We start from the raw sequence: 26408 nt of genomic DNA, 5'->3' as shown, positions 1-26408 counted from the left end.
TTAACCTTACTTGAGGTTTTAGCATAACTGCAATTTCATCCACAGGGGAAGTTTTTATGTTGGAACATGCGGTATATGCGATAGACCTGGGTTGTAAGTCTGATCAGGACTGTGCACAGCAGTTATTAAATCGTTTGCAGCGCGCTATTAATCAACGCAATTGGTCATTATTCAGTGAATGTTTTACCCGGGATGTGCTGATGGTCAATATACTGGGTCAACGCCTGACAGGAGCAGCTGAACTTAGGTCTTATCTGCAACAGCTGATGGAATTGCATCAGGACAGAGTCTGGGTTTATCAACTGCTGCATTTACAACAACTGGATTTGGATACTTTTTTAATCAATGCAGAACAGCGTTGGCAACACAAAGAACGGCAGCATAAAGTGGGCCTGTGCAGCACTCCGCTTTATGTGGTGAAACGACAAGGCAGTCAGTGGCAGATCTGTGCGGGCAATATGCTTTAGATAGAAGTATGAGCCCAGCGCTTCAGCACTTTGTCCACTATTCCTTGCTGCTGCATCAGACCCAGCTGTTTTTGGATCTGTTCGACCAGCAGTGAGTTGTGTGGATTTAGTGCACAATAAACTTCAGCTGGTTCAGCCCAGAGTGGATCAACAGCCAGCTTAGAACTGTCAAAATGTTGCTGGTAATGACCGTAACTTAAATCAACCGTCATGACTAAGTCGACCCGCCCTTGCTCAAGGCGCTGAATGTTTTTTTCCAATGATTCAGCGTCATCACGCACTGCAGCATGAGTTTCAAAAAGCGGCTGTAACTCTGGATAGGAAAAACCTCTGGTAGTACCTATACGTTTACGGAACAAATCCTGATTAGAACGCACCGGACTATCTTCAGAGCGGCGCACTATGTATTGACGGGTATGAAATAAGACGGGAGTCCAGCTTAGTTTATAGCTAGCAGGCACCCACTGCGGGTTTAAAAAACAACTGATATCTGCTTTATCTGTCATCAGCCATTCAACCACCCGGCCCCGGGGTAAATCCAGATACTCTACTGATCTGTTTAGTCTGGCCGAGAGAGCATCCAGTAGTTCTTTGGCTATGCCGCCTGATAAGCGCTGTTGTTGATCAAAGATGGCGTAAGGTGCTGTGTTAGTCTGACTGACCACAGCACGTAATGGCTCAGCCGACAGGATCAGAGTAGGAAACAGCAACAGCAAGGACCACCACTTCCACATCAGACTTTACTCTAGGTTGTGCTACGGCTTTGTATTCATCATAACCAAGCCTTTACAATTTAAACAGCAGCTCAACGCTTAAAGCATGGCTTTTATCTCAGCTGGTATTTCAGCTAAGAAAAAGGCAGCCAGAGGGCTGCCTTGTTTACACAACTTGAGGATCAGAACTTATGTTCTATACCCACAGCAACATAGTCACTGTCGACTTTGCTATCAAAATCGAAGCTGCTGTACCAGCCAAATAATTTAGTGTTTTTGCCTAACTTGTAATCTGCACCAGCAGAAACACCATTATCATCTTCTAAGGTCTGGTACTGAGCTTTTAATTCCCACTTATTCAGAGGGTAAGCAATATTTGCCATATAACCATCAGACTTTTCGCCTGTTTCCACTTCTTCCTGCTGCTGAACCATAGCGCCTAATTTAAAATCAGCGACTTTAAACTGCACAGTTGCACGGCTGGCGTCATAGCCATTCATCTCACTGTCCATAGCCACAGAGGCGTACCAGTCAGATTCTTTTAAGCTCTCATCACCGTAAACTACAGCATAAGACTGAGCGCTTTTTGCGTCCGCTTCGTCTTCCATCACATGAGTCAGAAGCAACTTAAAGCCCTGAAAAGAAGGTGAGCTATAAGCTACAGAATCACTCATACGGTTTTCACCTTTCCATAAGGTTTTAATATCGGCTTCGTAATCACCAAATAAATCTAACTTACCTTGTGACATCTTAAGCGCTGTGTCGTGACGACCTGCGGTCACAGTACCAAATACACCTTGCAAACCAATAAACTGGTTACGTGATTTGATATTTTTTTCATTCGCCTCATCAGATGGATCAACTTCCCACTCCAGTTGATAAATCAGAGTCAAACCTTCTTCCAGAGCGTAATCACCCTGTATACCAAAACGGGAGGCATTACTTTTTAATTCGCCGAACGATCCTTCGCCCTCATCAGACTGTTGTGCTGAAACGTTAATTTTTCCGTAGATTTCCCAGTCTTTGGCCTGGGCCGTTGCAACACAACTTAAAGCCAATGCAATACTTATTAAAGTTTTTGCAAACATGATTTTTTCCTTTCGTAATAGGAGATTTGGGCTAACAAATACTGTTTAGCTAATGAACAACTTCATGCGGGAAGCTCAGCATCCAGCATCAATTTAATGATCATCAGTTGCTGAGTTATTGAAATATGACAATAAAGCTTCCGAAACATGACGATTCGGAGGCTATTTTATGACTGAATAATGACAGTATTATGACAATGAAAAAGTAAAGATTAAGGCGCCTTCAATTCCTGGCACTCCCCCACTCTTTGGGCTTTATCAAAATCCAGCCCCTGTTGCAGGATACGAGGAGACGAACGCCAGTCCGGATTCACCCAACTTTTACTAAGCTTCTGATCCGGATATTGAATATCAGCAAGGTCAAGCAAGCTGTGAAACACGCTACTGGTCATCAATGGTTGTCCACGACGTTGTTCCGCCAGCGCTTTTTTCTGAGGATACTGTAAATTGTATGTATCGGAGGTCCACAAAATAGACGCTACTCTGTAGTCACGTTCTGTATTATGTCCATGGCCACTTTTGCCACATTGGCCATCAAAAATATTTTCGCCATGATCAGACACATAAAATAAACTGCTGATACTTTGAGTCTGCTCCAGTTGTTTAATCAGATTAAACAAAAAGAAGTCGGTGTATGCCACACTGTTATCGTACGCATTGTTCAGCAAGGTTTTCGATTTTTGATCATGCATGCTGACCAGCTCTCCCTTGCCAGAAGGAGTAAACAAGTCAAACGCCTCCGGATAGCGGTCGGCATAACTAAAATGGCTACCCAGTGTATGCAACACAATCAATTGTTTAGCTTCATTTTTTTGCAGCACACGTTCAAAAGCCGGTAGCAAAATATCGTCGTAAAAGCCTTCTTTTTTATAACCCACAGGATTTAAATACTGCACCTGATCGGCTTCACTTGCATGTAAGGCGATAGAAGAATCATGCACGCCGAGTGGGCTTTGTGTGGAAAGCCAACTGGTGCTGAAACCTGCTTCTTTAAAGGCCGCAACCAAAGAAGTTTCAGTGGGAAAATAGCGTTGATCAGTCGCATTTTTACGCGACAGGATCACAGGTACAGACATCCGGGTCCAGGCCCAGGGACTGACCATATCGGTAAAACTAATTACATTTTTGGTACCAGCCAAACGGGGAGTGGTTGCTCTGTTGTAGCCGTTTAACTGCAAACGATCTGGTCTTAAAGTTTCTCCTATCACTAAGACAAAAACTTGCCGTTGTGCTGGCACCTCAGTCTGGCGGGCTGAAAATTTAAACAATGCTGTACTTTCTGCCACTTCAGCTACAGCTTGTTTCTGCTTGGCAAATTCATTGATAGCTAACAGCATATTCAGCGGATAGGTCGCATGAAACTTCTCATAGCTGTAAGGCAAAGGCCGTTGCACAAATACGTTTTCTTCCGGATTGCTGCGCTGTTTGGCCTTATTAATCTGCTGATACTGCCATTCGTTCCAGCTCAGGCTTGCCAATACTCCAATACAAATCAGCCAAATAACAGGCCGTACCCCAGTTTCCCACTGCCAGTTACGCTGCCAGGCGCTACGCACCAGATACCACCAGAGCACAACAATAGCCACCACCGCCAAAGCTAAAAACACGCCTATACCAGTCAGATAGCCTAAAGCTTCAGTCAGATCGGTTTCTGCCACTATAGCTATGGCATGAGCATCGGTATTTTTTTGGTAGGTCAAAAGATAAAACACTTCTTGCGGTACCAGCAAAGCAGCCGGCAATAACAACACCAAACCTGGCCATAAGGAACGGAACAACGACAACAGCAGCATATAACACCAGACCGCAGCGATAAGTTTCCATTGCAGGTAAGGCACCAGATCCTGTTCTGGCCATTGCACCAGCACAGGAGATAACAATAACAAGCCAAAAACAACTAATCCGAAGACACGACACAACGAATGCACTAACGACTGATTCACCAAAAAGCCTCCGGGCTCAAAAATCAAAATACGCTTGGTCTGAAAAATTGGGATTCTGAGCGCATTTTGTAGTTTTTACCAGAACTGTTGTAAAGGAAAAAGCTGTGAACACAGCTAAAACAAAAGAGAAACGAAAACCGTCGCGACAGCCACGCAGAAGATAGCTTCACGTTCAAAGAAGTTTGCCACAAACATCTGTATTTTATACTAGTTTTGTACGAAAAACCCATTTACAAAAGGTCTATATTTGTACTATATCTAAGCCACCTGTTTTAACGGGTACTACTAATACTTATAAAGAATGCAACAACAAAAATCCAGCTAGGAAGCAAGAAAACATGAATAATAACAAAATAATACAATTAAGCCGCTGCGCTATAGCCGTCAGTGCGGTGCTGTTGAGCGGACAAAGTTTTGCTCAACAAGCTGATGATGGTAAAGAAGTTGAACGAATTGCAATCACCGGTTCCCATATTAAAAGAACAGATCTTGAAGGCCCTTCACCTGTCACTATTATTAGCCGCGACGACATCGACAAATCAGGTTTTGATAACCTGCAACAGTTACTGGAGCGTTTGCCAGCTGCTGGTTCAGGTACATTCTCAACACGCGGTAATAGCCAGGATTCTACTGCCAATGGTGCAGCAGCGGTCAGCTTAAGAGGTTTTGGCGCTGATGCAACACTGGTACTGATTAATGGTCGCCGTGTCGCCAGCAGCCCGTTTGCCGAAGGTATAGTAAACAGCTTTGTCGATATCAACAGCATTCCAATGGCTGCTATTGAGCGTATTGATATCTTAAAAGACGGCGCTTCAGCCATTTATGGTTCTGATGCAGTCGCAGGTGTTGTGAACATCATTCTGCGTAAAGATTTCACCGGCACAGACGTCACTGCAGGTTTTGGTGGCGCGACGGGTCCGAATTATGACGAAAAAACTTTCTCAACAGTCTGGGGCACGGGTGACGATAAAAGTAATGCCACTTTAATCCTGGATTATTTTAACAACTCTCAAATCGACAACTATGAATTAGGTCGTTTTGGTACTTCGGATCAAACCCCTTATGGCGGCCAGGATTTCCGGTCATCACGTGGCTATCCAGGTCGTTTTGTTGTGGATGGTGTGGTCACTATTGACCCGGGTTGTCCTGCGGATCAGACAGCCGGAGCCACCTGTTTGTACGACTACGGTCCGTCCTCTATTGCTGTTCCTGAAGCTGAGCGTATAGGTGCAATCCTTAGCATGAACCGCGATGTAAATGACTCTGTAGAGCTGTTTGCCGAAATTGCAGCGCAACACAACACCTCTAATGCTGGTGGTGCTGCGACACCTTTAGATGAAGGTGCTGGTTTAACTGTGCCAGGCTCTCATCCAAACAACCCATTTGGTCAGGATGTTGAAATCAGCCGTTACCGCACAGTAGATGCAGGCAACAGACGTTGGGATATCACCTCTGATACTTTACGTGTGTTGGCAGGATTACGCGGTAACATTAATAACTGGGACTGGGAAACTGCAGTACAAAAAGGTCGTAGTGCTTCGTCTCAAACCGGCGATAAATCACAAGGTTGGGTACGCACTGATTTCCTGCAACAAGAAATCAATGCAGGCCGATACAACCCATTTGGTGGCGTGCAAAACCCACAGTCTGTGATTGATGCTATTACCACCAGTTTAGTACGTCGTGGTAAATCACATATGACCTCAGCAGACGCCCGTATCAGTGGTGAACTGTTTGACGTCAGTCATGGTGCAGTGTCGTTAGCTGCCGGTATTGAATACCGTAAGGAAGACGCTACAGATACTCCGGATGATCAGTTCCAACGTGGTCTTATTTTTGGTACTGAGTCTGTATCAGCTGCAGCCAGTCGTTCACAAAAAGCCGCCTATATTGAAATTTCAGTACCTCTGTTAGAGAATCTGGAAATGCAATTGGCAGAACGTTATGACCATTACAGTGATTTTGGTGGTACAGCCAACCCTAAAGTTGCCTTCCACTTTACACCAACTGATGAGTGGTCACTACGGGCTTCCTGGAGTCAGGGCTTCCGTGCTCCTTCATTGGCACAGGTTGGCTTAGGCCCTTCACAGGAATCTCAATTTTTTATCGACACATTCCGTTGCCCTACTCCTGATGCAACAAATCCGGCTTGTGCCTCTACCGACTACACCATCGTCTTTGCAGGTAACCCGAACTTAGAAGCGGAAGAGTCTGAAAGCTGGAACGTCGGAGCAATCTGGCAAGTGACGGACGATTTGGATTTCAGCGTCGATGTCTGGAGCATTACTCAGGACAATAAAATTGACGAAGTGCCATTTGGGGATGTGTACGCTGCAGAATGTGGTAACCAAAACAGTACCATCTGTGTGCGCCGTGCACCTCTGCCAGGTCAAACTTTGGGTGAACTGGACAGGATCAACAACACCTTCTTTAACGTCAGCTCTCAGGAAGCTGATGGTATCGACTTATCCAGCCATTACAAAATGGATTTGGAAGGTATGGGTAAACTGAAATTTAACCTGGAATACACCTATCTGAACAACTTCGAAAAAGATGGTCAGGATTACACAGGTGAATACCGCTACCCGCAAAACCGCTGGACAGGTACTGCAGACTGGACCTTAAACGACTGGGGTGCAGCAACAGTACTGACCTACGTAGGAGAGTTTGAAGATACACCAGACATCGACTTTGATGGTGCTTTAGACTTTGAAGAAAACGAATCCCGTAAGGTTAAAGCTCAGGTACTGGTGGATGTTCAGGGTTATTACAACCTGAACGAGAAAACTAAAATCACTATTGGTATCAACAACCTGTTTGATGAAGATCCACCATTTGCCATAGGCGATGGCGATGGTGATTTATATGGTTATGTCACCAGCATGTACAACCCTCGTGGTCAGTATGTCTACGGTAAAGTGAACTACAAGTTCTAACCGCCGATTGTAACAAAGGGCCTTCGGGCCCTTTTTTTATTCACTGAGCAAAGCGAACAACTCAGCCCTGTTGCGGCCATTACGTTTTGCCATATAAAGCGCCGAGTCTGCTTGTAAATACAACTCTTCGAAGTTACTTTCGCCATGAGTTAAAGCAATGCCGATAGAGGTAGTCACGCATAACTCGGCAATACCCGCCTTAATTGGATAATCAGCCAGAATAACTCGTATCCGTTCAGCAACATGTAACGCTGTAGCCGGATCGGTTTCGGATAAAAACACTGCAAATTCCTCACCGCCAATACGGCCAAAAATATCGTATTCACGCAGTGCTTTTTTGATTCTGTTGGCAGTGGCTTTGAGCACTTCATCACCCGCCTGATGACCGTAGGTGTCATTCACTGATTTAAAGAAGTCTAAATCCAGCAGCAATAAAGCAGCAGGTTTATCCGTACGTTGACAGCGGGCCAGTTCAGCTTCGACAGAATCCACAAAACAACGGCGATTAGCGACTTTGGTCAACTCGTCTGTCAGCGCTAACTCACTTAAGCTTTCAACTTTGCTGTGCAGCTGATGCTCCAGCACCTTCTGCTTGGTAATTTCTTTGGCCTGGATCAGCATTTCACCGGATGGAAGAATTTGTTCGGACATTAAAAACCAGCGGCCGTCCGTTAAATCCACTTCAAATAACCGGAACGGATTCTGACGCCTTTTTTGCTGAGCTTGCGCCAGCCAGTCTTCAATATTGTCCGCTTCAAAACGCACGCCTTTGCCCTCACGATAAGACAAACGCATTAAATCGTCGAAGGAGATATCCTGAATAGTTCGCTGGTCTTGATAAAAAATATCGCAAAAGGCCTGATTGCAACCAAGCATCTTGTCATCTGCACTTAAAATGGCATAACCATCGTTACAGACTTCAATAAATTCAAGTAGTTTTTGCTGAAACATCAGCTGAGAGAATGGCATAACAACCTCTGCCGCAACCGCTATGGTTAAACACTAGCAGAGGGAATTAAGAGTGCCAGAGAAGATTGTAAACTTAAGCTTGATCAGAGGTTTAAATAAAAAAAGGGACAATCATTTGTCCCTTTTAAGCAAAAATTATCACTCAAAGCTCAGGCCGCTTTCCGGGCCATGCACTCAGCACGGTTTCAGCAACTTGCTTTAACTCTGCGCAATTTGCACCACTGGTGGCCTGTATCGCCATACCCTGTAACACAGCACCTATATAGCGGGCTAAAGCGGCAGGATCAGAATCTGCTGGTAAGTCGCCTTCGTCTTTGGCTCGTTGCAGACGCTCGCATAACGCCGTTTCTCCGGCTCTGCGTTTAATAATCAATGCTTCTTTCACAAAAGCCGCCGATTCGCTGCAGGCGAGAGCACCCTGTACTATGACACAACCAGGCGGGTTATCCGGATCAGCAGTGGTCGTGGCTGCACCACAGAGCATATGTTTGACCACTTCATACGAAGTAGCCAGCTCTAATGCAGGATAGAAAAACGCACAAGGACGGTTTTCATACAGCTCAATAGCTTTTAAAAACAACTGTTCTTTATTACCAAAAGCGGCATACAAACTAGGTTTGTTGATGCCCATAGCCTCACATAAATCAGGCAAGGATGCCCCTTCGTAACCTTTACGCCAGAAGACTTCCAATGCTTTTTGTAAGGCTTTTTCCATGTCAAAAGCGCGCGGGCGTCCCACTGTTGGCGCTGGTGTAACCGCTGATGCTGACATTTCAGACTCCGGATTAAAAACGATGCACTAGCTTAAACTGCTTGGCAGCACATGTCCAGAAAGGAATATTTACCAACTGGTACATTATTGTATATAATAGCAACTTATCTTGACAGACCAGTTGCTAGCCCTGCTTTTGACTCTGTAACCCAGAAATAGTTTTAGGCAATGCAAAGCGGTTTTTAGATATTCAGTAAAAACACAGCGCATTTTATGCTGTATCCCGTTAACAGACCTTCCTGCAGTAGCTGCTGCTAACCCAGAAACTTCGGCTTTATAACCAAAGTTTTCTCGCTAGTTCAAAAGACTCTATAGTTATTTACCAGTCGGTACAAAATAATGATTGACTCTTGGTTGAACTTCTATATATTTACCGAGCGGTACAAAACTAACAGATGAAAACAGTTTGTACAACAAAAGTTGAATTTAAATTTACTGAAAGAGGAAAATGTCATGAGCAGCAACAGCACTATTCGTACCTTTGTATTGGGAAGCATCGCCGCCTTAGTGTTATCCGCTTGTGGCACTCCGGAAGCTGCAGCTCCGGGCGCTATGGCAGCACCGGAAATCAATGTGGCTACAGTAGTACATGAAAAAATCACTGAATGGGATGAGTTTACCGGTCGCTTACAAGCACCAGAAACTGTCACTTTGGTACCACGTGTATCAGGTTATATCGAGCAGGTGTTTTTCACTGAAGGCGCTTTAGTCAAACAAGGCGACTTATTGTTCCAGATTGACGCCCGCCCTTTTGCCGCTGAAGTCGCGCGCTTAAGAGCTGAGTTAACCAATGCTGAAACCGCACAAAAACTGGCGGATAACGATTACCGTCGTGCCGCAGCGCTGAAAAAACAACGTGCTATCTCTGAAGAGGTATTAGACACCCGTCAAACCCGTAAGCTGCAATCAGCCGCTACTGTGGCTTCTGTGAAAGCAGCATTACAACGTGCTGAACTGGACTTGTCTTTTACTCAGGTCAAAGCGCCTATTTCAGGCCGTGTTTCTTACGCTCAAATCACTGCAGGTAACTTTGTTCAGGCTGGCAGCAGCCAACTGACCACCTTAGTCAGCACCAGCAAAATGTATGCATACTTTGACGCTGATGAGCAAACTTATCTGAAGTATGTGCAGCTGGCGACAGCAGGCAACAGAGCTGAACAGCGTACAGCCCATAATACGGTCTATATGGCTTTGGCTGGTGACAGCGAATTTGGGTATGTTGGCAGCATCGATTTTATCGACAACAGCATCAATGCCCAGACCGGTACTATCCGTGCCCGCGCTACCTTTGAAAACGTTGATAACAAATTGATCCCTGGTTTATTCGCCCGCTTAAAACTGGTTGGCAGCAATGCGTATCAAGGCATTCTGATCGACGACAAAGCCATAGGTACTGACTTAAACAACAAGTTTGTACTGGTGGTGAATAACGAAAACCAATTGGAATACCGCCCTGTCACTTTAGGTGAGAAGGTTAACGGCCTGCGCATCATCAGCAAAGGTTTAAATGCTTCGGATCGTATTGTGGTGAACGGCCTGCAACGTGTTCGTCCATCCATGACAATCCAGCCTAAACTGGTAGAGATGGCAACCAGCCAGCAATTAACAAGTTTAAAAGCAGAACAACAGCAGTTAGAGGCAGACAGCAAGCAAGAACTTACCGCTGCTGCAGAACAGGCTGCTTCTGTGCAAGCAACGGCTAATCAGGGTTAAGGAACGGATATGTTATCGCAATTTTTTATCAAAAGACCTATTTTTGCCGCCGTGCTGTCGCTGCTGATTTTTATCGGCGGCGCCATAGCTGTCTGGCAACTCCCTATCACAGAATACCCTGAAGTGGTGCCACCTACAGTCGTAGTGACAGCTAACTATCCGGGAGCTAACCCTAAAGTCATAGCTGACACTGTCGCTTCACCTTTAGAGCAAGAAATTAACGGCGTTGAGGACATGTTGTATATGTCTTCACAGGCTACGTCTGATGGCCGTATGACCTTAACCATCACTTTTGCCATTGGTACTGATGTTGACCGTGCTCAAACTCAGGTGCAAAGCCGGGTCGACAGAGCCAAACCACGTCTGCCACAGGAAGTACAACGTTTAGGTGTGGTAACTGAGAAATCATCACCGGACTTAACCATGGTGGTGCATTTAACTTCACCGGACGACAGATACGATATGTTGTATTTGTCTAACTATGCGGCGCTGAACGTCAAAGACGAATTGGCCCGTATTGAAGGTGTAGGTGCTGTGCGTTTATTTGGTGCCAGCGAATACAGCTTACGTATATGGCTGGATCCGAATAAAGTCTCTGCTGTAGGTTTATCGCCTGCCCAAATTTTGGCATCTATCCGCGAACAAAACCAACAGGCAGCAGCCGGTTCTTTAGGTGCTCAACCTGCGGGTGACAGCGACTTCCAAATTCTGATCAACGTCAAAGGCCGTTTAACTACAGAGCAGGAATTTGCTGACATTATTGTTAAAGTCGGTGAAGACGGCGAAGTCACCCGTATCCGTGATATTGGCCGGGTGGAATTAGGTGCTCAGTCTTATGCTTTGCGTTCATTACTGAACAATAAAGACGCCGTCGCTATTCCAATTTTCCAGGCTTCAGGTTCAAACGCTATTCAGATTTCTGACGACGTGCGCGCCACTATGGCAGAACTGTCGAAAGGTTTCCCTGAAGGTTTAACCTACGACATCGTCTACGACCCTACTGTATTCGTACGGGGTTCTATTGAAGCTGTAGTCAAAACCTTACTGGAAGCTATATTGCTGGTTGTGCTGGTCGTGGTGTTATTCCTGCAAACCTGGCGTGCTTCTATTATTCCTTTAGTGGCTGTGCCAGTCTCTTTGGTTGGTACCTTTGCCTTTATGCACCTGCTGGGCTTTTCATTAAACGCTTTATCCTTATTTGGTCTGGTATTGGCCATAGGTATAGTGGTCGATGACGCCATAGTGGTGGTCGAAAACGTGGAGCGTAATATTGCTGATGGCTTATCTCCAATGGCCGCCACGCAAAAAGCCATGAAAGAAGTGACAGGCCCTATTGTTGCAACCACCTTAGTACTGGCCGCTGTATTTATTCCTACCGCCTTTATGTCAGGTTTAACAGGCCAGTTTTATAAACAGTTCGCTTTAACTATCACTATTTCTACCTTTATCTCAGCGCTGAACTCATTAACTTTAAGCCCTGCTTTATCGGCTTTGTTGTTAAAACCTCATGGGGCTAAACCAGACGGCTTAACCCGAGTGTTGAATAAAGCCTTTGGCAGCTGGTTATTTGATCCATTTAACCGTCTGTTTAACAAAGCGTCCAAAGGTTATGGCCTGATGGTACGTAAAGTGATTCGGTTTGGCGGCATTATCGGTATTCTGTACATTGGTTTAGTCGGCTTAACTGCAGTGCAGTTCCAGCAAACCCCTACAGGTTATGTGCCTGGCCAGGATAAACAATACTTAGTGGCTTTTGCTCAGTTACCGGACGCATCTTCTTTAGACAGAACCGAAGCTGTGATTAAAGAAATGTCCCGTATTGCTGCAGAACATCCGGGTGTAGCGAACTCTATCTCCTTCCCTGGCTTGTCGATCAACGGTTTTACCAACAGCCCAAGCGCAGGCATTGTGTTTGTTGGTCTGGATGATTTTAGTGAACGGGGTTCACCAGAGTTATCAGGTAATGCCATAGCTGCTGCTTTAAACCAGAAGTTTGCCGGTATTCAGGACGCTTTTATCGCCATATTCCCGCCGCCGCCAGTACAAGGTTTAGGCACCATAGGTGGTTTCCGTCTGCAAATTCAAGACAGAGCCAATCTGGGTTATGAAGAACTGGCCGCTGTGTCTATGCAAGTGATGCAAAAAGCCTGGGCGACGCCTGAACTGGCTGGTGTGTTCTCAAGTTATCAGGTGAACGTACCGCAGCTTGACCTGGATGTCGACCGTACCAAAGCCAAACAACAAGGTGTGAACCTGGATGAAATCTTCCAGACGTTACAGGTCTATATGGGCTCTGCTTATGTCAACGACTTCAACCAGTTTGGCCGGACTTATCAGGTGAATGTGCAGGCTGACGAACAATTCCGTCAGGACCCTGAGCAAATCCGTCAGCTGAAAGTTCGCAACAATGCAGGTGAAATGATCCCATTGGGTTCCTTCATCAACGTGAAACATTCAGCTGGTCCTGACCGCGTCATGCACTACAACGGTTATACCACAGCAGAAATTAACGGTGGCCCGGCCCCTGGTTACAGTACAGGTGAAGCTCAGGCTGCTATTGAAAAAATTCTGGCTGAAACTTTACCTGTGGGTATGACCTATGAGTGGACAGAGCTGACTTATCAGCAAATCCTGGCTGGTAACGCAGAGTTGTTCATATTCCCGCTGGTGATACTGCTGGTGTTTATGGTGTTGGCTGCTCAGTACGAAAGCTTAACTTTACCGCTGGCTATCATCCTGATTGTGCCTATGACCTTATTGTCGGCCATGACAGGCGTCTGGATCTATGGTGGTGATAACAACATCTTCACTCAGATAGGTTTAATCGTACTGGTGGGGCTTGCAACGAAAAACGCCATCTTAATAGTCGAATTTGCCAAAGAATTGCAGGACCACGGCATGAAAACTATGGATGCCATTCTGGAAGCAGCCCGCTTACGTCTGCGTCCAATTTTAATGACCTCCATCGCCTTTATTATGGGTGTGGTGCCAATGGTGTTCTCGACCGGTGCAGGTGCAGAAATGCGTCAGGCCATGGGTGTAGCTGTATTCGCAGGCATGATTGGCGTCACTATCTTCGGTCTGATTTTAACACCACTGTTTTATTACGCTCTGGCCAAACGCCGTGATCGCCAACTGGCACAGGCCCCTGTAACTGAAACTGAGGAAACTCATCATGCGTAAAACTCTTCGTTTAACTGCTATCAGTATGGCATTAGCATCACTGTTGTTTGGTTGTGCTTCGGTAGGACCAAGCTATGCAGCGCCGGTAGCTGCCAATCAGGTGCAGCTGCCCGTTGAATACAGAGCAGCGGATAAAGCTCAAAACTGGTGGCAACAGTTTAATGACCCGGTATTAAACCAACTGATAGAAAAGGCTTTGCTGAATAACCAGACCTTAGCTGCGGCAGAAGCCAACGTAAAGCGTGCTTATGCCGCCTTTGAAGACAGCGACAATGATGGCCTGCCGAGAATGGACGTCACCGCCAGTCAGCAAAACAACCAGGTGCCAGACAGCGCTGCACAAAACGCAGGACAAATTCAACGTCAGGCGAGTCTGGGTGGTGCTTTGAGCTGGGATTTGGATTTGTTTGGCAAGCTGCGCCGCGCCGCAGAAGCCGCTGATGCCAGAGCACAAGGTGCTGAACTGGCATGGCAAGAAGCTAAAGTGCAATTGTTAGCCCAGGTAGCCGCCAGTTATGGCGACTACCGCGGTGCTGAACTACGTCTCACTGTGGCTGAGCAAAACCTTGGCAATTTACGTCGCACCAAACAGATTATTCTGGCGCGCCGTGATGCAGGTTTCGCATCGGATCTGGAGATCAGCCGTATCGACGCACAGATTTATCAGCTGCAAAGTACTCTGCCGCAGTTTGCTTTTGCCAAAGCTCAGGCCAACGCCACTATAGCGGCTTTAGTCGCGCAACCAGCAGAGCAATTTGTGGTAGCAACGAAAAGCGAAGCTTTGCCTGAACTGAACAAACCTTTGTCTTTTGCTAATCAGCACAACTACTTAAAGTTCAGAACTGATGTAGCTGTAGCTGAGCGTGAACTGGCAGCCAGCACTGCAGATATAGGTGTGGCCACAGCTGAGTTATACCCAGAAGTGTCTGTAAGCGGGTTTTTAGGTTTTATTTCAAGCCCTGGTCTGAGCCTGGGTTCGCAAAACGAAGCCTGGAGTATAGCGCCTAGTTTACGTTGGCAAGCCACAGAGCTGAGCTCTATTCAGGCCCGTATTCGCGGCGCTGAAGCTGAGCAACAAATGGCCTTTGCCCGCTTCCAGCAAACGGTGTTTGATGCCTTGGCGCAAATGCAAACCTCACTGCAAGGTTACAGAACCAGCCGTGAGCAGCAGTTAAGCGCTCAGCAACAAGTCGCAGCCACTGAACAGGCAGTGCAACTGACACGAGCTCAATACGAAGCTGGCACCACTGAGTTTCTGGACTTGCTGGACGCTGAACGTGAGTGGTTAGCAGCCCGGGATCAACAGGCTGTGCTTTCTGCTCAAAGCTTCCAGCGCTTAGTCTCTATCTACCGTGCATTTTCGGGTGGTATAGAACTGGATCAAGGCACTCAACAATTGGCATTAGTGAAAGAGTAAGACAAGGAGTCAGAGTATTGGCTCTGACTCAACGATTCACCTTTGGGCGTCCGCTTAGTCCCATTCCCAACGGACGCCCTTTTTTCACTTCCGACCACTTCAGTTAGAACTCACCCTGGGTTTCCGTCTCGACAAAAAGCAATGTAACTCAGGCAACCTTTGGTATAAGCTCAGTGGAATCACACGCATGCAGATTGTCGGGCCTGCGTCACTATGGAGCTCTAGATGAAACAACATTCGGCGGCACTAGTACTTCTTGCTGCATTGTCTGCGTGTTCTACGCAAAACCTCACGGCCCCTGTCGCTACAGCAACTGTGCCGCAACCCACAGATCCAATCCGCTGCGCAGACAATCCCGGCTGGGATGATCCTGCCACTCCACGACAGATTTTTGGTAATAGTTGGTATGTTGGTACCTGTGGCATCAGCGCTGTTTTAATCACCTCGCCACAAGGCCATATACTGATTGACAGTGGCACTGAAAAAGCTGCGCCACTGGTTGCGGCCAACATCGAAGCACTGGGCTTTAAATTACAGGATGTGCGTTTGTTATTAATGTCGCATGAGCATCATGATCACAGTGGTGGAATGGCTTATCTGCAACAAGTGACAGGGGCGCCTCTTTATGCCCGAGCCCCTGCAGATACAGTGATGCGCAGCGGTAAAGCCAGCCGGAGCGACCCACAATATTTAGAATCGCCGGCCATGGTAGTTGTCAGCAAAGTGACCACCATTCAGGACAACCAAAAAGTGACGGCTGGCTCACTGGAGATACAGTCTATTGCTACACCAGGCCATACTCCGGGCAGCACCAGTTGGAGCTGGGTTTCCTGTAATGAAACAAAATGCCTTAACATGGCCTATATTGACAGCCTGACCGCTATTTCAGACGACCAATACCGCTATAGTGACGACAGCAGCCATCCGGGTTATCTGGCCTCATTTCGCACTGCACTGCAGCAAATCAGCCAGTTACCTTGTGATATTTTGTTGACGCCTCATCCTGGCGCAAGCGCGATGTGGCAGCGACTAGACGCAAATCCAAGCCAGCCTTTAGTCAACCCAAATGGCTGTCGAGACTACGCGACCAATGCCAGTCTGAAGCTGGATAAACGTCTGGCAGAGGAAACTTCACCTCACTAATATCCGCTTTAGTGCCCGCTTTGACAGGGGCACTCTAACCATTCTTCTATTGATAACTATTCTTATCCGCATTATTATTAGGCCAATTTTAATAGCTTGCTGAATAAGGCTGAGTATCCGGTGTTTAAACTAAAACAACGCTTCTGGTTTTTATTACATGGCTGGGTAGGTTTACCTGTCTGGTTAATTTTTTGCGCTGTGTGTTTAACGGGCACCATTGCTGTTTTTAGTCATGAACTGACCTGGCTGACCAACCCCAATGCCAGAGCGGAAAACCCACAAAGTCTGCCGGTTAAACCCGCCACTGAATTGATTGCAGCGGTTAAAGCTGAAGTGCCTGATGCTGAAATTGGCACAGTACTGGTGATGGAACCTTATCTGGTCAACGCCATTGTATTTTCCACAGCTAAAGCACCTTTTGGCATAGCTTATGTCAATCAGTACACAGGCGCAGTGCAAGAGCTGAACTACGGCCTGAACTTCATTACCTTTATGCGTTCGTTGCACGGCTGGTTATTATTCCCGTGGGAGAGTAGCTATAGCGTGGGTTACTATCTGGTTAGCGGTATGGCCATACTGATGTTGGTGTCTTTAATCACAGGCTTAGTGATTTATAAGAATTTCTGGAAGTCTTTTACTCAACCTAAAGTGCGATTGAACCAAGGCCGTAAAACACTGCTGACCGATTTACACCGTTTAGCCGGGGTCTGGTCCATCTGGTTTTTAGTGGTGATGAGTCTGACAGGATTGTGGTATCTGGTGCAGGCTATTTTATGGCACAACGACATTGATTTTTATCACGAACCTAAAATTCTGACGGCCGCTGAAGTGCCGGCAGCAGGTCAAAAACACACGCCACCTTACTCACTGGAAGACGCGTTAGTTATTGCCAAACAGACCTTGCCGGAGCTGCAACCTGCTTACATTATGATGCCAGAACACAACCGCGATTTATACCGGATTTCAGGTTCAGGAGATTCCATATTCTTTGATCAGTACTCTTATTCAGTATTAGTCAATCCATGGACAGGTACAGTGACAGATGTACACACACCAGATCAAATGGGTGGCCTTGAAGTGCTGAGCCACATAGCTGATCCACTGCATTACGGCACTTTAGGTGGCATCTGGACCAAAATAATCTGGTTCCTGTTTGGCTTGCTGTTATCAGGCATGTCGATCACAGGTTTTATGATTTGGGGCAGTCGTACCATCAAAGCGGCCCGTGCAGAACCTGCAACCAGTTACACAACTTCAGAGGTGAATTCTTAATGGCACAACGCTCAGATAGCTGGTGGCAACGTAATAAATTTAAGCTCAATGCTTTAGTGCTGATTTTGCCATTCTGGTTTTTGTATGAAGCTATGAATCCTGTGTTTCCACCTTCATGGCCAACACAGAAAATTGGCGCTTTTGAAGTGACACCTACTCCATTGACGCTGGATGCGCCTTATCAGCATCATGGTGATTGGGTCAAAGATTTCAGCCTGCAATTCTGTGAAGGTTGTGTCGCTAATATCCGTCAGGCTTATATGGCGATAGCGGCAGAACAACCCGCCATTGAAGAATTCGCAGAAGCCGACTTGAGTATCCTGCACGGCAGCTCTTTTGCCCAGCATGTACACGCCAAAGCAACGGCACAACCTAAAGCCGGAGATAAAGTCTGGTTATTGATTGAAGACTGGCAAGGTCAACTGCATGTAGGTTCATGGGATTGGCCACAATCTTAACATTAGAGGGTCAGAGTAAAATTAAGCCCAAAAGCTCAATTTTGCGCTGACCCGAATTAACTTTTGTTACAATCCCAAGCACAAATTAACCCGCCAAAGCGTTACACTCAGACAGCGAATATTCACGGGGTTGGCTATGAGACTGTTTTGGTTGGTGCTGCTGTTTTCTTATCAAGGCCACGCCCTGGCCCACAGCTGGCCCGGTTTTGCTAAACAACAATCTTGCCTTGAACTTTATCCTGATTATCAGCAACTGGTCGATGATATTCGCCAACAAACGCCCTGGTACAAACTGGATCACTGGCTCGCCCCCTGGTTATTACCTGAACAACAGTTCAAAACAACCCAACAACAGCTGGATTGTGCTCAGCTGGAATACCAGTCTGACAATTTTCTGGTGCAAGCCTGGGGTTTACAGCCTAAAACCACTCAAGCAAAAAAATGGCCTGTGATTATTTATAACAGAGGTGGAAATTCGGCTTTAGGCAGGCTGGATTTTGTTTCGGTATTACGCCAATTAAGCCCTTTAGCCCAACAAGGTTTTATTGTGCTGGCCAGTCAATACCGCGGCTCAGTACCACAGGACCAAAAGACCTATGGCAAAGACCAGTTTGGCGGCAATGATATTAATGACATTCACCAGTTGATTGAGCTGGCGAAAAAGCTGCCGGCAGCAGACGCTGATAATATCTTTTTATATGGCATCAGCAGAGGTGGCATGATGAGTTACCTGACTGCGCGCCAACGTGATGATATTCGCGCTATGGCCATTACAGGTGCACCAACAGACTTAATTACAGAGCTACCACGTCTTCCGGAGATGGAGATTATTTTCCGTAGCCTGATCCCCAATTACGACCAAAACAAACAACAGGAACTGCAACAACGTTCTGTGTTGTATTGGGCGGAAGAATTGCCATCCAGCTTACCGATCCTATTAATCTATGGTGGCAAAGACCAAAGAGTAAACCCGGACAATTCAAAACGACTGGCAGCTAAACTGACAGAGCTACAACGTCCGGTAAAACTGATTGAATTTCAGGACGCCGATCATTTATTAACCGACTACAAAGAGCAGGAACGTCAGGCGATGTTGCACTGGTTTCGTCAGCACAAATACAATGGTGAAAAGCCAGTCGCAGCCCCTTAATCAGCCAATTCAACTCTGTTCCGCCCCAGCTCTTTGGCTTTATACAACGCCTGATCGGCTCGTTGTAACAGCTGATCCAAAGGGCTGTCCACTGTACTGGCGATACCTATACTTAAACTGCTGACTAGACCTGATTGCTGCATCTGCTGTTTAAACTGCTGCTGGACCCGCTCTGCCAGATGCAATAAACCTTCAGCCGTGGTGTCTGTTGCTGCCAACACAAACTCATCACCGCCTAAACGACAAGCTATATCGCTTTGCCTTGCCACAGCCGCCAACACAGACCCCAATTGTTGTAACGCCAAATCACCTGTTTCATGGCCATGTTGGTCATTCAGCTGTTTAAACTCGTCAATATCAATCATCATCAAAGCTAAAGCCGTGCCCTGAGTTTCCGACTGAAGCTGGTACTGCTCAAATTTAGTCTGAAAAGCTCTGCGGTTATCCAGACCAGTCAATTCATCGGTATGGGCTAAGTTTTCCATTTGCTGCGCTTGTTGATACAGCTTATCTATAGTTTTTTCCGCTACTTTGGCCTTCTTGTGTTGCAGCTGCATCTGTTGGTCCAAAGCCATCTGGTATGCAAGGGCATCGGCAATCAGTTTTAAACTGATGAAGGTGTGTTCCGAAATCACTACAGCTTCTGTGCTGGTGCCACACAAAGTACCAATGGTTTTACCTTCGGATAAAACAGGCAAAGCAAAAAAGCTTTGCATGCCTAAAGCAGCCCCACCTGAATCAGGAAATAACGCAGGCACAGCATCAGACTGCTCCAATTGAGCATCAAACAATAAACGGCACATCGAATCTGACCAGCTCACCTCAGCACCTTCCTGCACTGGTATCGCCTGTTGCCCTTCTACTAACACCACTTGTTGAGTCAGTGCTTTCCAGTCAATGCGGGTTAAAAATGTGGTATCCAACCCTGTCAGATGCTGCACTAATTGCAACAAAGGCCGGGCAGCCTGTTCAAGAGCTACACTGGTATAAGTTTGACGTTGTGGCATAACTACTCTGGCCTGCTGCAGGATTAGACATCCCTTGTAGCACTGTTTCCTGCTGAATGTTGGTTTTTACGTAGCTTTGAGCCTGTCAGAGCAAATAAATACAAATTATTTTTCGAAGGCTGTCGAAACAACCAGACCGCTAACGACTAATAAAGGAATCAACCTAAGGAGAACTTAACATGACTCAATCCATTCAACAGTTAGCAGCACAATGGGCAACAGCAATTGCCAGCCAGAACATGGAACAGATCATGGCGTTTTACGCCGATGAACTGATTGCTTATGACGCAGTTGCTCAATTACAGTTTACCGGTAAATCGGCCTACAAAGCCCACTGGCAAAAATGCATGGAATTCTGCCCTGGTGGCCATTCAAAGTTTGAACTGCGCGATTTAAAGATCCAGCAAAACGACCCGATCGCTTTTAGCCACGCTTTAGTGTACTGCGAGGGCAGCAATGAAAAAGGCGAAACTCAGGGCTGCTGGATGCGGCTGACTCAAGGCTGGCAAAAACAACAAGGCCAATGGCGTATTATTCATGACCATTTTTCTGTACCTTTTGATATGGTATCTGGAGCCGTATTATTTGAACTGACACCAGAAGCTTAACAAGGGCCGTAAAAAGGAAAGCTGCCATGAAATATTTATGCTTAGTCTACAGCGATGAAAAACTGCTGCATTCGCTGCCAGAAAGTCCAAAAGACGAAGAATGTTTTGCTTACGCGGCTTCGGTGCAAAATAGTGGCCGTATGCTTGCTGCCGAAGCACTGCAACCCATAGACACTGCCACTACTGTTCGCGTTCGCGCTGGCAAAACTTTGTTAACCGATGGCCCTTTTGCCGAAACCAAAGAACAACTGGCTGGTTTTTATCTGGTGGAAGCCAAAGATTTAAACGAAGCGATACAGCTGGCTGCTGGTATTCCGGCTGCTCGGGTGGGTTCTGTTGAAGTACGTCCTATAAGACAACTGGAGGTTTAACATGCGCTTTATGTTACTGATGATCCCTAAAGGTTATGAAAGCGCAGCACCAGGTGCGATGCCGGAAGCTGCAGCAGTAGAAGCCATGATGGACTACAACAGAAAACTGCAGGAAGCAGGTATTTTGATGAGCTGTGAAGGCTTGCATCCACCTTCTATGGGAGCTCGTGTCAGCTTTAAAGCCGGTAAGCCATTGGTCACAGACGGTCCTTTTACTGAAACCAAAGAAGTGCTAGGTGGTTTTTGGATGATCAAAGTCAATTCCAGAGCCGAAGCTATTCACTGGGCCAGTTTATGTCCGGCTGGTGATAACGAAGTAATTGAAGTGCGGCAAGTTCAGGATATGGAAGATTTTCCTGAAGATATTCAGCACATTGCTGCTGATTTTGCCAGCATGCAAAGCTCTTGAGTTCCTGAACTTTTGAACCAGGTTGTCACAACCGAAACCATTTCGGCGCTGTACCAACAAGAAAGCCGCAGGGTGCTGGCCACCCTGATCCGGCTGTTGGGTGATTTTGAACTGGCCGAAGAAGCTCTGCAGGAGGCCTTTGCTTGCGCATTACAACAATGGCCTGCTGATGGGCTACCGAAACAACCCAGGGCCTGGTTAGTTTCAACAGGGCGATTTAAAGCCATAGATAAAATTCGTCAGCAGCAAACCCAACGTAAATATCAGCAGCAATGGCTGCTTGAGCAAGAGGAAGAAGGCGAAGCTTTTCAGGCCGATGAGCCAAACAGCCAAAACTGGCAAGACGATGAGCTTCGGCTAATTTTTACCTGCTGTCACCCGGCTTTGTCCACCGAAGCCCAAATTGCGCTCACCTTACGCGAAATTTGTGGCCTGACGACAGAGCAAATTGCCAAAGCTTTTTTAACCAGTCCTGTCACCATAGCCCAACGTATAGTGCGGGCAAAAAATAAAATCCGTGACGCCGCTATTCCTTACGAAATCCCCACTCCAGAGCAATTACCAGAGCGGCTGGATACGGTGCTTAAAGTGATTTATCTGCTGTTTAACGAAGGTTATAGCCAAAGTTCAGGCGATCAGTTGTTGTGCGCAGAACTGTCAGCTCAGGCTATACGGCTTGGTTTTTTATTGCTGGAGCTACAATCCGATTCTGAAACTATGGGCTTATTGGCTTTATTGTTATTGCAGGAATCACGACGCTCTGCCCGCATCGATCCACAAGGTGATCTGATATTACTGGCCGATCAGGACAGAAGCTTATGGGATCAATCACTGATCCAACAAGGAATTCAGCTGGTCGAACGCTCTTTAACTGGCCGTCGTATTGGCCCTTATGGTTTACAGGCCGCTATTGCCGCACTTCATGCCGAAAGCCCGGATGCAGCAAGTACAGACTGGCCACAAATTGTCGCTTTGTACGATGTGCTGTATCGCTTCGAAGCCTCGCCTGTAGTGCTGTTAAACCGCGCTGTAGCCATCAGTATGGCGCAAGGCCCGGCCGCTGCATTACCGCTATTACTGGCGCTGGAACAAAGTGGCGAACTGGCACAGTATCACCTGCTCGACGCCGCTTTAGCAGATCTGCACCAAAAACTCGGCCAGAGCCAACAGGCAAAGCTTTATTATCAGCACGCATTAAGTAAGACCAGCCAACAGGCGGAACAGCGGTTTTTGCAAAAGCGTTTGGATAGTCTTAGTTAGCCCCGATATTTAATCAGTGCATTTAATTAGTACTTTCGCCTTCAGTAGCTATAGCTTGCTATAGTTATTAACCATTCGATAACAACTTCCTGTTTGAGCTGCTCCGGGTAACCTCTGGAGTAACGTCAACTTCATCAAAGGATTGATCATGAACAGACAGCAGGCAGAGCTCTTACTGAAAACTGCGTTAGCTAACCCAGCCGCGCAGTTTCGACAAGGCCAATGGCAAGCTATTGATGCACTGGTTAATCAAGGCCAAAAGTTACTGGTAGTCCAGCGCACGGGTTGGGGCAAGAGTTCTGTCTATTTTATCAGCACCAAAATTTTCCGTGATCGCAACATGGGGCCCACTATTATTATCTCCCCTTTGCTGGCATTAATGCGAAACCAGATTGAATCAGCACAACGGCTTGGGCTGGTAGCAGAAACCATGAACTCAACCAACGTGGAAGACTGGCGTGTAGTCACAGCGCGGGTACTGGCTAATCAGGTGGATTGTTTACTGATTTCTCCGGAGCGTTTAGCCAACGATAGTTTTATTGAAACCGTATTAACACCTATCGCAGATCGCATTGCGTTAATGGTGATTGATGAAGCCCATTGTATCTCCGACTGGGGACATGATTTTCGCCCTGACTACCGTCGTATCGTTAATATCCTGCGCCAGTTACCCGCCCATACGCCAGTACTTGGAACTACTGCTACGGCCAATAACAGAGTAGTGGCAGATATTCAGTCTCAGCTCGGTGATATTCAAATCCAGCGTGGACAACTGAACAGAGAAAGTCTGGCGCTGCAAAGCATGTGGATGCCTGATCAGGCATCGCGCCTGGCCTGGCTGGCACAAGTGATCCCTACTTTGCCCGGCACAGGTATTGTGTACACTTTGACCATCAGAGACGCTGAGCAGGTAGCATTGTGGCTGAAGCAAAATGGTATTGATGCCAAAGCCTACCATGGCAGCATTGAAGCAGAAGGCTTTGAAAACAGTAACTTGTATCGTCAACAGCTGGAAGAACAGCTGCTTCGTAATCAATTAAAAGTATTGGTCGCCACCAACGCTTTGGGAATGGGGTACGACAAACCTGATTTGAGTTTTGTTATTCACTATCAGGCTCCTGGATCTATAGTGGCTTATTATCAACAAGTGGGCCGTGCTGGCAGGGGCATACCAAATGCCGTAGGTGTGCTGATGTCAGGTGTTGAAGATCAGGATATTCACGAGTTTTTCCGCCACTCTGCTTTTCCCCCTGAAGCCCAGGTCAATGAAATTTTAAAAGCCTTAGCAACAAGCGATGGTTTGACTATTCGTGCTCTTGAAGAGCAAACCAACTTGCGGCAATCCCAAATTGAGAAAGTATTGAAGTTACTCAGCGTGGAAAACCCTGCTCCAGTGATCAAAATAAGCAGCTTATGGCGCAGAACTACCGTTGCTTACCAGATGGATCAAACCCGAATGCGACACTTAACAGAGCAACGTGAACATGAATGGCAACAAGTGCAAAGTTATCTGGCCGAGCGCGGCTGCAAAATGAATTACTTACGTACAACTTTAGATGACCCCTATCCTGAGCCTTGTGGCAAATGCAGTTCTTGCCTTGGAAATCCGGTGATCAACATGGCACTTGATAGCCAACTTGCACACCAAGCGGGCGTTTTCCTGAAACAAGCAGAAATAGTATTCAAACCGCGGAAACAGGTTGCGCCTTCAAAGGCCGACACAATAAGGGCTTTCCCTCTTTATCAATTTCCACGCTTATTGGGTGAACTCGCCGCAGAAGAAGGTCGGATCTTATCCAGGTGGAACGATGCGGGCTGGGGAAAGCTGGTTGCAACAGGAAAACATGCAGGCCACTTTAGTGATGAGCTGGTTCAGGCCATGGCCGATATGATCAGGGTGCGCTGGCAGCCAAATCCTTTTCCGACCTGGATTTGCGCGGTGCCCTCATTGCGGCATCCGCATTTAGTGCCTGATTTTGCTTCCAGATTGGCAGAGCAATTACAGCTGCCGTTTTTCAACCTGGTGGAGAAAGTGAAAAACAATCACCCACAAAAAGGACAACAGAATAGTTTTCACCAATGCCGTAATCTGGATGGCGCTTTTGCCGTTCATCAACCACTACCAGATGGCCCAGTGCTTTTGATCGATGATATAGTGGACTCAGGCTGGACACTGACAGTGGTCGCAGCCTTACTCAGACAACACGGCTGCGGACCTGTTTACCCGGCAGCCTTAGCTTCGACTTCGGTACATGATTAATGAATTTATCCAGTGCAGCTCAGGCCATTTTGTTGCTCACTTGCTACTTTGGCAAAGCCAGCAATGAAAGCGTAAAACCATTAAGCAATGGTGAATGGGGACGTTTTGCCTTATGGCTGAAAGACAAAATGCTATCGCCCGCCGACTTATTGGTAGCAAACCCACAGCCCTTGTTAACAAGCTGGAATGACAACCGCATCACCACCGAACGTATTTTGCAGTTATTAGGCAGAGGTCATAGCCTGGCGCTGGCGATGGAAAAATGGCACAGAGCAGGTTTATGGGTGGTAACACGCTCTGACTCTGAATACCCGAAACGCCTCAAAACCAAACTAAAAAATGATTGCCCACCCGTGCTGTTTGGCTGTGGCAACAAAGAGTTACTTCATAGCGGTGGCTTAGCTGTGGTGGGGTCACGTAATGCGGTGGAAGCCGACTTGCTATTTACCCAACAGCTTGCAGCCAAAGTTGCTGCAGAAGCTATTACTGTGGTATCTGGTGGCGCACGTGGTGTGGATGAAGCAGCTATGCTTGGCGCCATTAAACAAGGTGGTAAAGTCGTTGGTGTGATGGCGGACAGCTTACTTCAGTCTGCAACCAGTGCAAAATGGCGTCAGGCTCTGATGGATGGTCAACTGGTTCTGGTTTCACCTTTTTATCCTGAAGCGGGCTTTAATGCCGGCAATGCAATGGCACGGAATAAGTATATCTATTGTCTGGCCGACAGTGCTTTAGTCATCCATTCAGGGCCAAAAGGCGGAACCTTAAATGGCGCCGAAGAAAATCTGAAACATCAGTGGGTGCCACTTTGGGTGAAACCAAGCTCTGACCCAGAATCTACAAATTCACTATTAGTGGCCAAAGGTGGCCATTGGTACACTACTGATAGCCAGTCTTTAAATGCCGATGCGCTGTTCTCTGCACCAGCATCTGCAGCTATGGAACACAGAGTTTCGGAAGAACAGCAGCAATTATTTGCGCCTGCTGATACAACGGAACAACTTGCGGTCACTGATTTTTATAAATTTTTTGTGATTTCGTTATCAAAACTGGCCGCAAATCCTGTTACTGCAGAAGAGCTGTCCGCCCGAACTTTATTGCATCAATCACAACTTAACCAATGGTTAAAACGAGCAGTTGAAGACAAGCAGCTGCTCCAGCTGCAAAACCCTGTGCGTTATCAGTATATGAAAAACAGCAGATAGCTTAAGCCCAAAGACTGCGAGGACCTATGTCAACGGCCAGCTTTCAGGCTACACTGGCAAAACC

The 26408-nt window shown here is 46.7% G+C and carries 21 protein-coding genes; 15 read left to right on the top strand and 6 right to left on the bottom strand.

Annotated elements, in window-relative coordinates:
- Positions 1 to 56 precede the first annotated feature (56 nt).
- Positions 57 to 467 (top strand): nuclear transport factor 2 family protein, encoded by a 411-nt coding sequence (locus LSG34_RS07835; protein ID WP_233008271.1) that lies wholly within the window; start codon positions 57 to 59, stop codon positions 465 to 467.
- Here LSG34_RS07835 and LSG34_RS07830 read toward each other — a convergent pair.
- The 3 genes from LSG34_RS07830 to LSG34_RS07820 all read right to left on the bottom strand — a co-directional run bounded on the left by LSG34_RS07830 (position 464) and on the right by LSG34_RS07820 (position 4211).
- Positions 464 to 1201, bottom strand: coding sequence for a substrate-binding periplasmic protein (locus LSG34_RS07830; RefSeq protein ID WP_233008270.1), 738 nt, complete (start codon positions 1199 to 1201; stop codon positions 464 to 466). The genes LSG34_RS07835 and LSG34_RS07830 overlap by 4 nt on opposite strands.
- Positions 1202 to 1362: 161 nt before the next feature.
- Positions 1363 to 2268 carry a porin gene (locus tag LSG34_RS07825; RefSeq protein ID WP_233008269.1) on the bottom strand — a complete coding sequence of 302 codons (906 nt, stop codon included), beginning with the start codon at positions 2266 to 2268 and terminating at the stop codon, positions 1363 to 1365.
- 212 nt (positions 2269 to 2480) lie between these two features.
- The gene (locus LSG34_RS07820; RefSeq protein ID WP_233008268.1) at positions 2481 to 4211 is read right to left on the bottom strand and encodes a phosphoethanolamine transferase; all 1731 of its coding nucleotides are present in this window, start codon (positions 4209 to 4211) and stop codon (positions 2481 to 2483) included.
- 338 nt (positions 4212 to 4549) lie between these two features.
- Between LSG34_RS07820 and LSG34_RS07815 the strand changes: the two genes are divergently transcribed.
- Positions 4550 to 7147: a TonB-dependent receptor gene (locus LSG34_RS07815; RefSeq protein ID WP_233008267.1), complete on the top strand. Its 2598-nt coding sequence runs from the start codon at positions 4550 to 4552 to the stop codon at positions 7145 to 7147.
- A 36-nt stretch (positions 7148 to 7183) separates the two neighbouring features.
- Here LSG34_RS07815 and LSG34_RS07810 read toward each other — a convergent pair whose 3' ends face one another.
- Positions 7184 to 8116, bottom strand: coding sequence for a GGDEF domain-containing protein (locus tag LSG34_RS07810; protein WP_233008266.1), 933 nt, complete (start codon positions 8114 to 8116; stop codon positions 7184 to 7186).
- Positions 8117 to 8258: 142 nt separating this feature from the next.
- Positions 8259 to 8888: a TetR/AcrR family transcriptional regulator gene (locus LSG34_RS07805; RefSeq protein WP_233008265.1), complete on the bottom strand. Its 630-nt coding sequence runs from the start codon at positions 8886 to 8888 to the stop codon at positions 8259 to 8261.
- Positions 8889 to 9341: 453 nt separating this feature from the next.
- Between LSG34_RS07805 and LSG34_RS07800 the strand changes: the two genes are divergently transcribed.
- The 7 genes from LSG34_RS07800 to LSG34_RS07770 all read left to right on the top strand — a co-directional run bounded on the left by LSG34_RS07800 (position 9342) and on the right by LSG34_RS07770 (position 19224).
- A complete protein-coding gene (locus LSG34_RS07800; protein ID WP_233008264.1) occupies positions 9342 to 10601 on the top strand; it encodes an efflux RND transporter periplasmic adaptor subunit in 1260 nt (419 codons plus the stop codon).
- 9 nt (positions 10602 to 10610) lie between these two features.
- Positions 10611 to 13784 carry an efflux RND transporter permease subunit gene (locus LSG34_RS07795; RefSeq protein ID WP_233008263.1) on the top strand — a complete coding sequence of 1058 codons (3174 nt, stop codon included), beginning with the start codon at positions 10611 to 10613 and terminating at the stop codon, positions 13782 to 13784.
- Positions 13777 to 15201: an efflux transporter outer membrane subunit gene (locus tag LSG34_RS07790; RefSeq protein WP_233008262.1), complete on the top strand. Its 1425-nt coding sequence runs from the start codon at positions 13777 to 13779 to the stop codon at positions 15199 to 15201. Before LSG34_RS07795 ends, LSG34_RS07790 begins: the two co-directional genes overlap by 8 nt.
- A 225-nt stretch (positions 15202 to 15426) precedes the next feature.
- A complete protein-coding gene (bla, locus tag LSG34_RS07785) occupies positions 15427 to 16344 on the top strand; it encodes a subclass B3 metallo-beta-lactamase (RefSeq protein WP_233008261.1) in 918 nt (305 codons plus the stop codon).
- Positions 16345 to 16464: 120 nt separating this feature from the next.
- Positions 16465 to 17616, top strand: a complete 1152-nt coding sequence (locus LSG34_RS07780) for a PepSY-associated TM helix domain-containing protein (RefSeq protein ID WP_233008260.1) — start codon at positions 16465 to 16467, stop codon at positions 17614 to 17616.
- Entirely contained in the window at positions 17616 to 18074 is a 459-nt protein-coding gene (locus LSG34_RS07775; protein ID WP_233008259.1) for a hypothetical protein, read from the top strand. Before LSG34_RS07780 ends, LSG34_RS07775 begins: the two co-directional genes overlap by 1 nt.
- Positions 18075 to 18210: 136 nt before the next feature.
- Complete coding sequence (locus LSG34_RS07770; RefSeq protein WP_233008258.1) at positions 18211 to 19224, top strand: alpha/beta hydrolase family protein; 1014 nt, start codon at positions 18211 to 18213, stop codon at positions 19222 to 19224.
- Here LSG34_RS07770 and LSG34_RS07765 read toward each other — a convergent pair.
- Positions 19221 to 20231, bottom strand: coding sequence for a GGDEF domain-containing protein (locus LSG34_RS07765; protein ID WP_233008257.1), 1011 nt, complete (start codon positions 20229 to 20231; stop codon positions 19221 to 19223). The two genes, LSG34_RS07770 and LSG34_RS07765, sit on opposite strands and share 4 nt — an antisense overlap.
- Positions 20232 to 20410: 179 nt before the next feature.
- Between LSG34_RS07765 and LSG34_RS07760 the strand changes: the two genes are divergently transcribed.
- The 6 genes from LSG34_RS07760 (at position 20411) to LSG34_RS07735 (ending at position 26344) form a co-directional block, all read left to right on the top strand.
- On the top strand, positions 20411 to 20839 hold the full coding sequence (locus tag LSG34_RS07760) for a YybH family protein (protein ID WP_233008256.1): 429 nt from the start codon (positions 20411 to 20413) through the stop codon (positions 20837 to 20839).
- 26 nt (positions 20840 to 20865) lie between these two features.
- Positions 20866 to 21210 carry a YciI family protein gene (locus LSG34_RS07755; protein ID WP_233008255.1) on the top strand — a complete coding sequence of 115 codons (345 nt, stop codon included), beginning with the start codon at positions 20866 to 20868 and terminating at the stop codon, positions 21208 to 21210.
- Position 21211: 1 nt separating this feature from the next.
- A complete protein-coding gene (locus tag LSG34_RS07750; RefSeq protein ID WP_233008254.1) occupies positions 21212 to 21619 on the top strand; it encodes a YciI family protein in 408 nt (135 codons plus the stop codon).
- Between the two features lie 12 nt (positions 21620 to 21631).
- Complete coding sequence (locus LSG34_RS07745) at positions 21632 to 22879, top strand: RNA polymerase sigma factor (RefSeq protein WP_233008253.1); 1248 nt, start codon at positions 21632 to 21634, stop codon at positions 22877 to 22879.
- A gap of 148 nt (positions 22880 to 23027) precedes the next feature.
- Positions 23028 to 25139, top strand: a complete 2112-nt coding sequence (locus LSG34_RS07740; protein WP_233008252.1) for a RecQ family ATP-dependent DNA helicase — start codon at positions 23028 to 23030, stop codon at positions 25137 to 25139.
- Positions 25139 to 26344, top strand: a complete 1206-nt coding sequence (locus LSG34_RS07735; RefSeq protein WP_233008251.1) for a DNA-processing protein DprA — start codon at positions 25139 to 25141, stop codon at positions 26342 to 26344. The genes LSG34_RS07740 and LSG34_RS07735 overlap by 1 nt, the downstream gene beginning before the upstream one ends.
- Positions 26345 to 26408 lie beyond the last annotated feature (64 nt).

Origin of the sequence: Rheinheimera faecalis (assembly GCF_021290965.1) — a bacterium.
In the GTDB taxonomy this organism is placed as follows: Bacteria; Pseudomonadota; Gammaproteobacteria; order Enterobacterales; family Alteromonadaceae; genus Pararheinheimera; species Pararheinheimera faecalis.
Note: the sequence above shows the minus strand (reverse complement) of the source record. Positions and strands in the feature narration are given on the sequence as shown.

What these genes read in the sequence shown, in the direction of transcription:
- LSG34_RS07835 (WP_233008271.1), top strand. Translation starts at nt 57, where the DNA reads ATGTTGGAACATGCGGTATATGCGATAGACCTGGGTTGTAAGTCTGAT.
- LSG34_RS07830 (WP_233008270.1), bottom strand. Translation starts at nt 1,201, where the DNA reads ATGTGGAAGTGGTGGTCCTTGCTGTTGCTGTTTCCTACTCTGATCCTG.
- LSG34_RS07825 (WP_233008269.1), bottom strand. Translation starts at nt 2,268, where the DNA reads ATGTTTGCAAAAACTTTAATAAGTATTGCATTGGCTTTAAGTTGTGTT.
- LSG34_RS07815 (WP_233008267.1), top strand. Translation starts at nt 4,550, where the DNA reads ATGAATAATAACAAAATAATACAATTAAGCCGCTGCGCTATAGCCGTC.
- LSG34_RS07810 (WP_233008266.1), bottom strand. Translation starts at nt 8,116, where the DNA reads ATGCCATTCTCTCAGCTGATGTTTCAGCAAAAACTACTTGAATTTATT.
- LSG34_RS07805 (WP_233008265.1), bottom strand. Translation starts at nt 8,888, where the DNA reads ATGTCAGCATCAGCGGTTACACCAGCGCCAACAGTGGGACGCCCGCGC.
- LSG34_RS07800 (WP_233008264.1), top strand. Translation starts at nt 9,342, where the DNA reads ATGAGCAGCAACAGCACTATTCGTACCTTTGTATTGGGAAGCATCGCC.
- LSG34_RS07795 (WP_233008263.1), top strand. Translation starts at nt 10,611, where the DNA reads ATGTTATCGCAATTTTTTATCAAAAGACCTATTTTTGCCGCCGTGCTG.
- LSG34_RS07790 (WP_233008262.1), top strand. Translation starts at nt 13,777, where the DNA reads ATGCGTAAAACTCTTCGTTTAACTGCTATCAGTATGGCATTAGCATCA.
- bla (WP_233008261.1), top strand. Translation starts at nt 15,427, where the DNA reads ATGAAACAACATTCGGCGGCACTAGTACTTCTTGCTGCATTGTCTGCG.
- LSG34_RS07775 (WP_233008259.1), top strand. Translation starts at nt 17,616, where the DNA reads ATGGCACAACGCTCAGATAGCTGGTGGCAACGTAATAAATTTAAGCTC.
- LSG34_RS07770 (WP_233008258.1), top strand. Translation starts at nt 18,211, where the DNA reads ATGAGACTGTTTTGGTTGGTGCTGCTGTTTTCTTATCAAGGCCACGCC.
- LSG34_RS07765 (WP_233008257.1), bottom strand. Translation starts at nt 20,231, where the DNA reads ATGCCACAACGTCAAACTTATACCAGTGTAGCTCTTGAACAGGCTGCC.
- LSG34_RS07760 (WP_233008256.1), top strand. Translation starts at nt 20,411, where the DNA reads ATGACTCAATCCATTCAACAGTTAGCAGCACAATGGGCAACAGCAATT.
- LSG34_RS07755 (WP_233008255.1), top strand. Translation starts at nt 20,866, where the DNA reads ATGAAATATTTATGCTTAGTCTACAGCGATGAAAAACTGCTGCATTCG.
- LSG34_RS07750 (WP_233008254.1), top strand. Translation starts at nt 21,212, where the DNA reads ATGCGCTTTATGTTACTGATGATCCCTAAAGGTTATGAAAGCGCAGCA.
- LSG34_RS07740 (WP_233008252.1), top strand. Translation starts at nt 23,028, where the DNA reads ATGAACAGACAGCAGGCAGAGCTCTTACTGAAAACTGCGTTAGCTAAC.
- LSG34_RS07735 (WP_233008251.1), top strand. Translation starts at nt 25,139, where the DNA reads ATGAATTTATCCAGTGCAGCTCAGGCCATTTTGTTGCTCACTTGCTAC.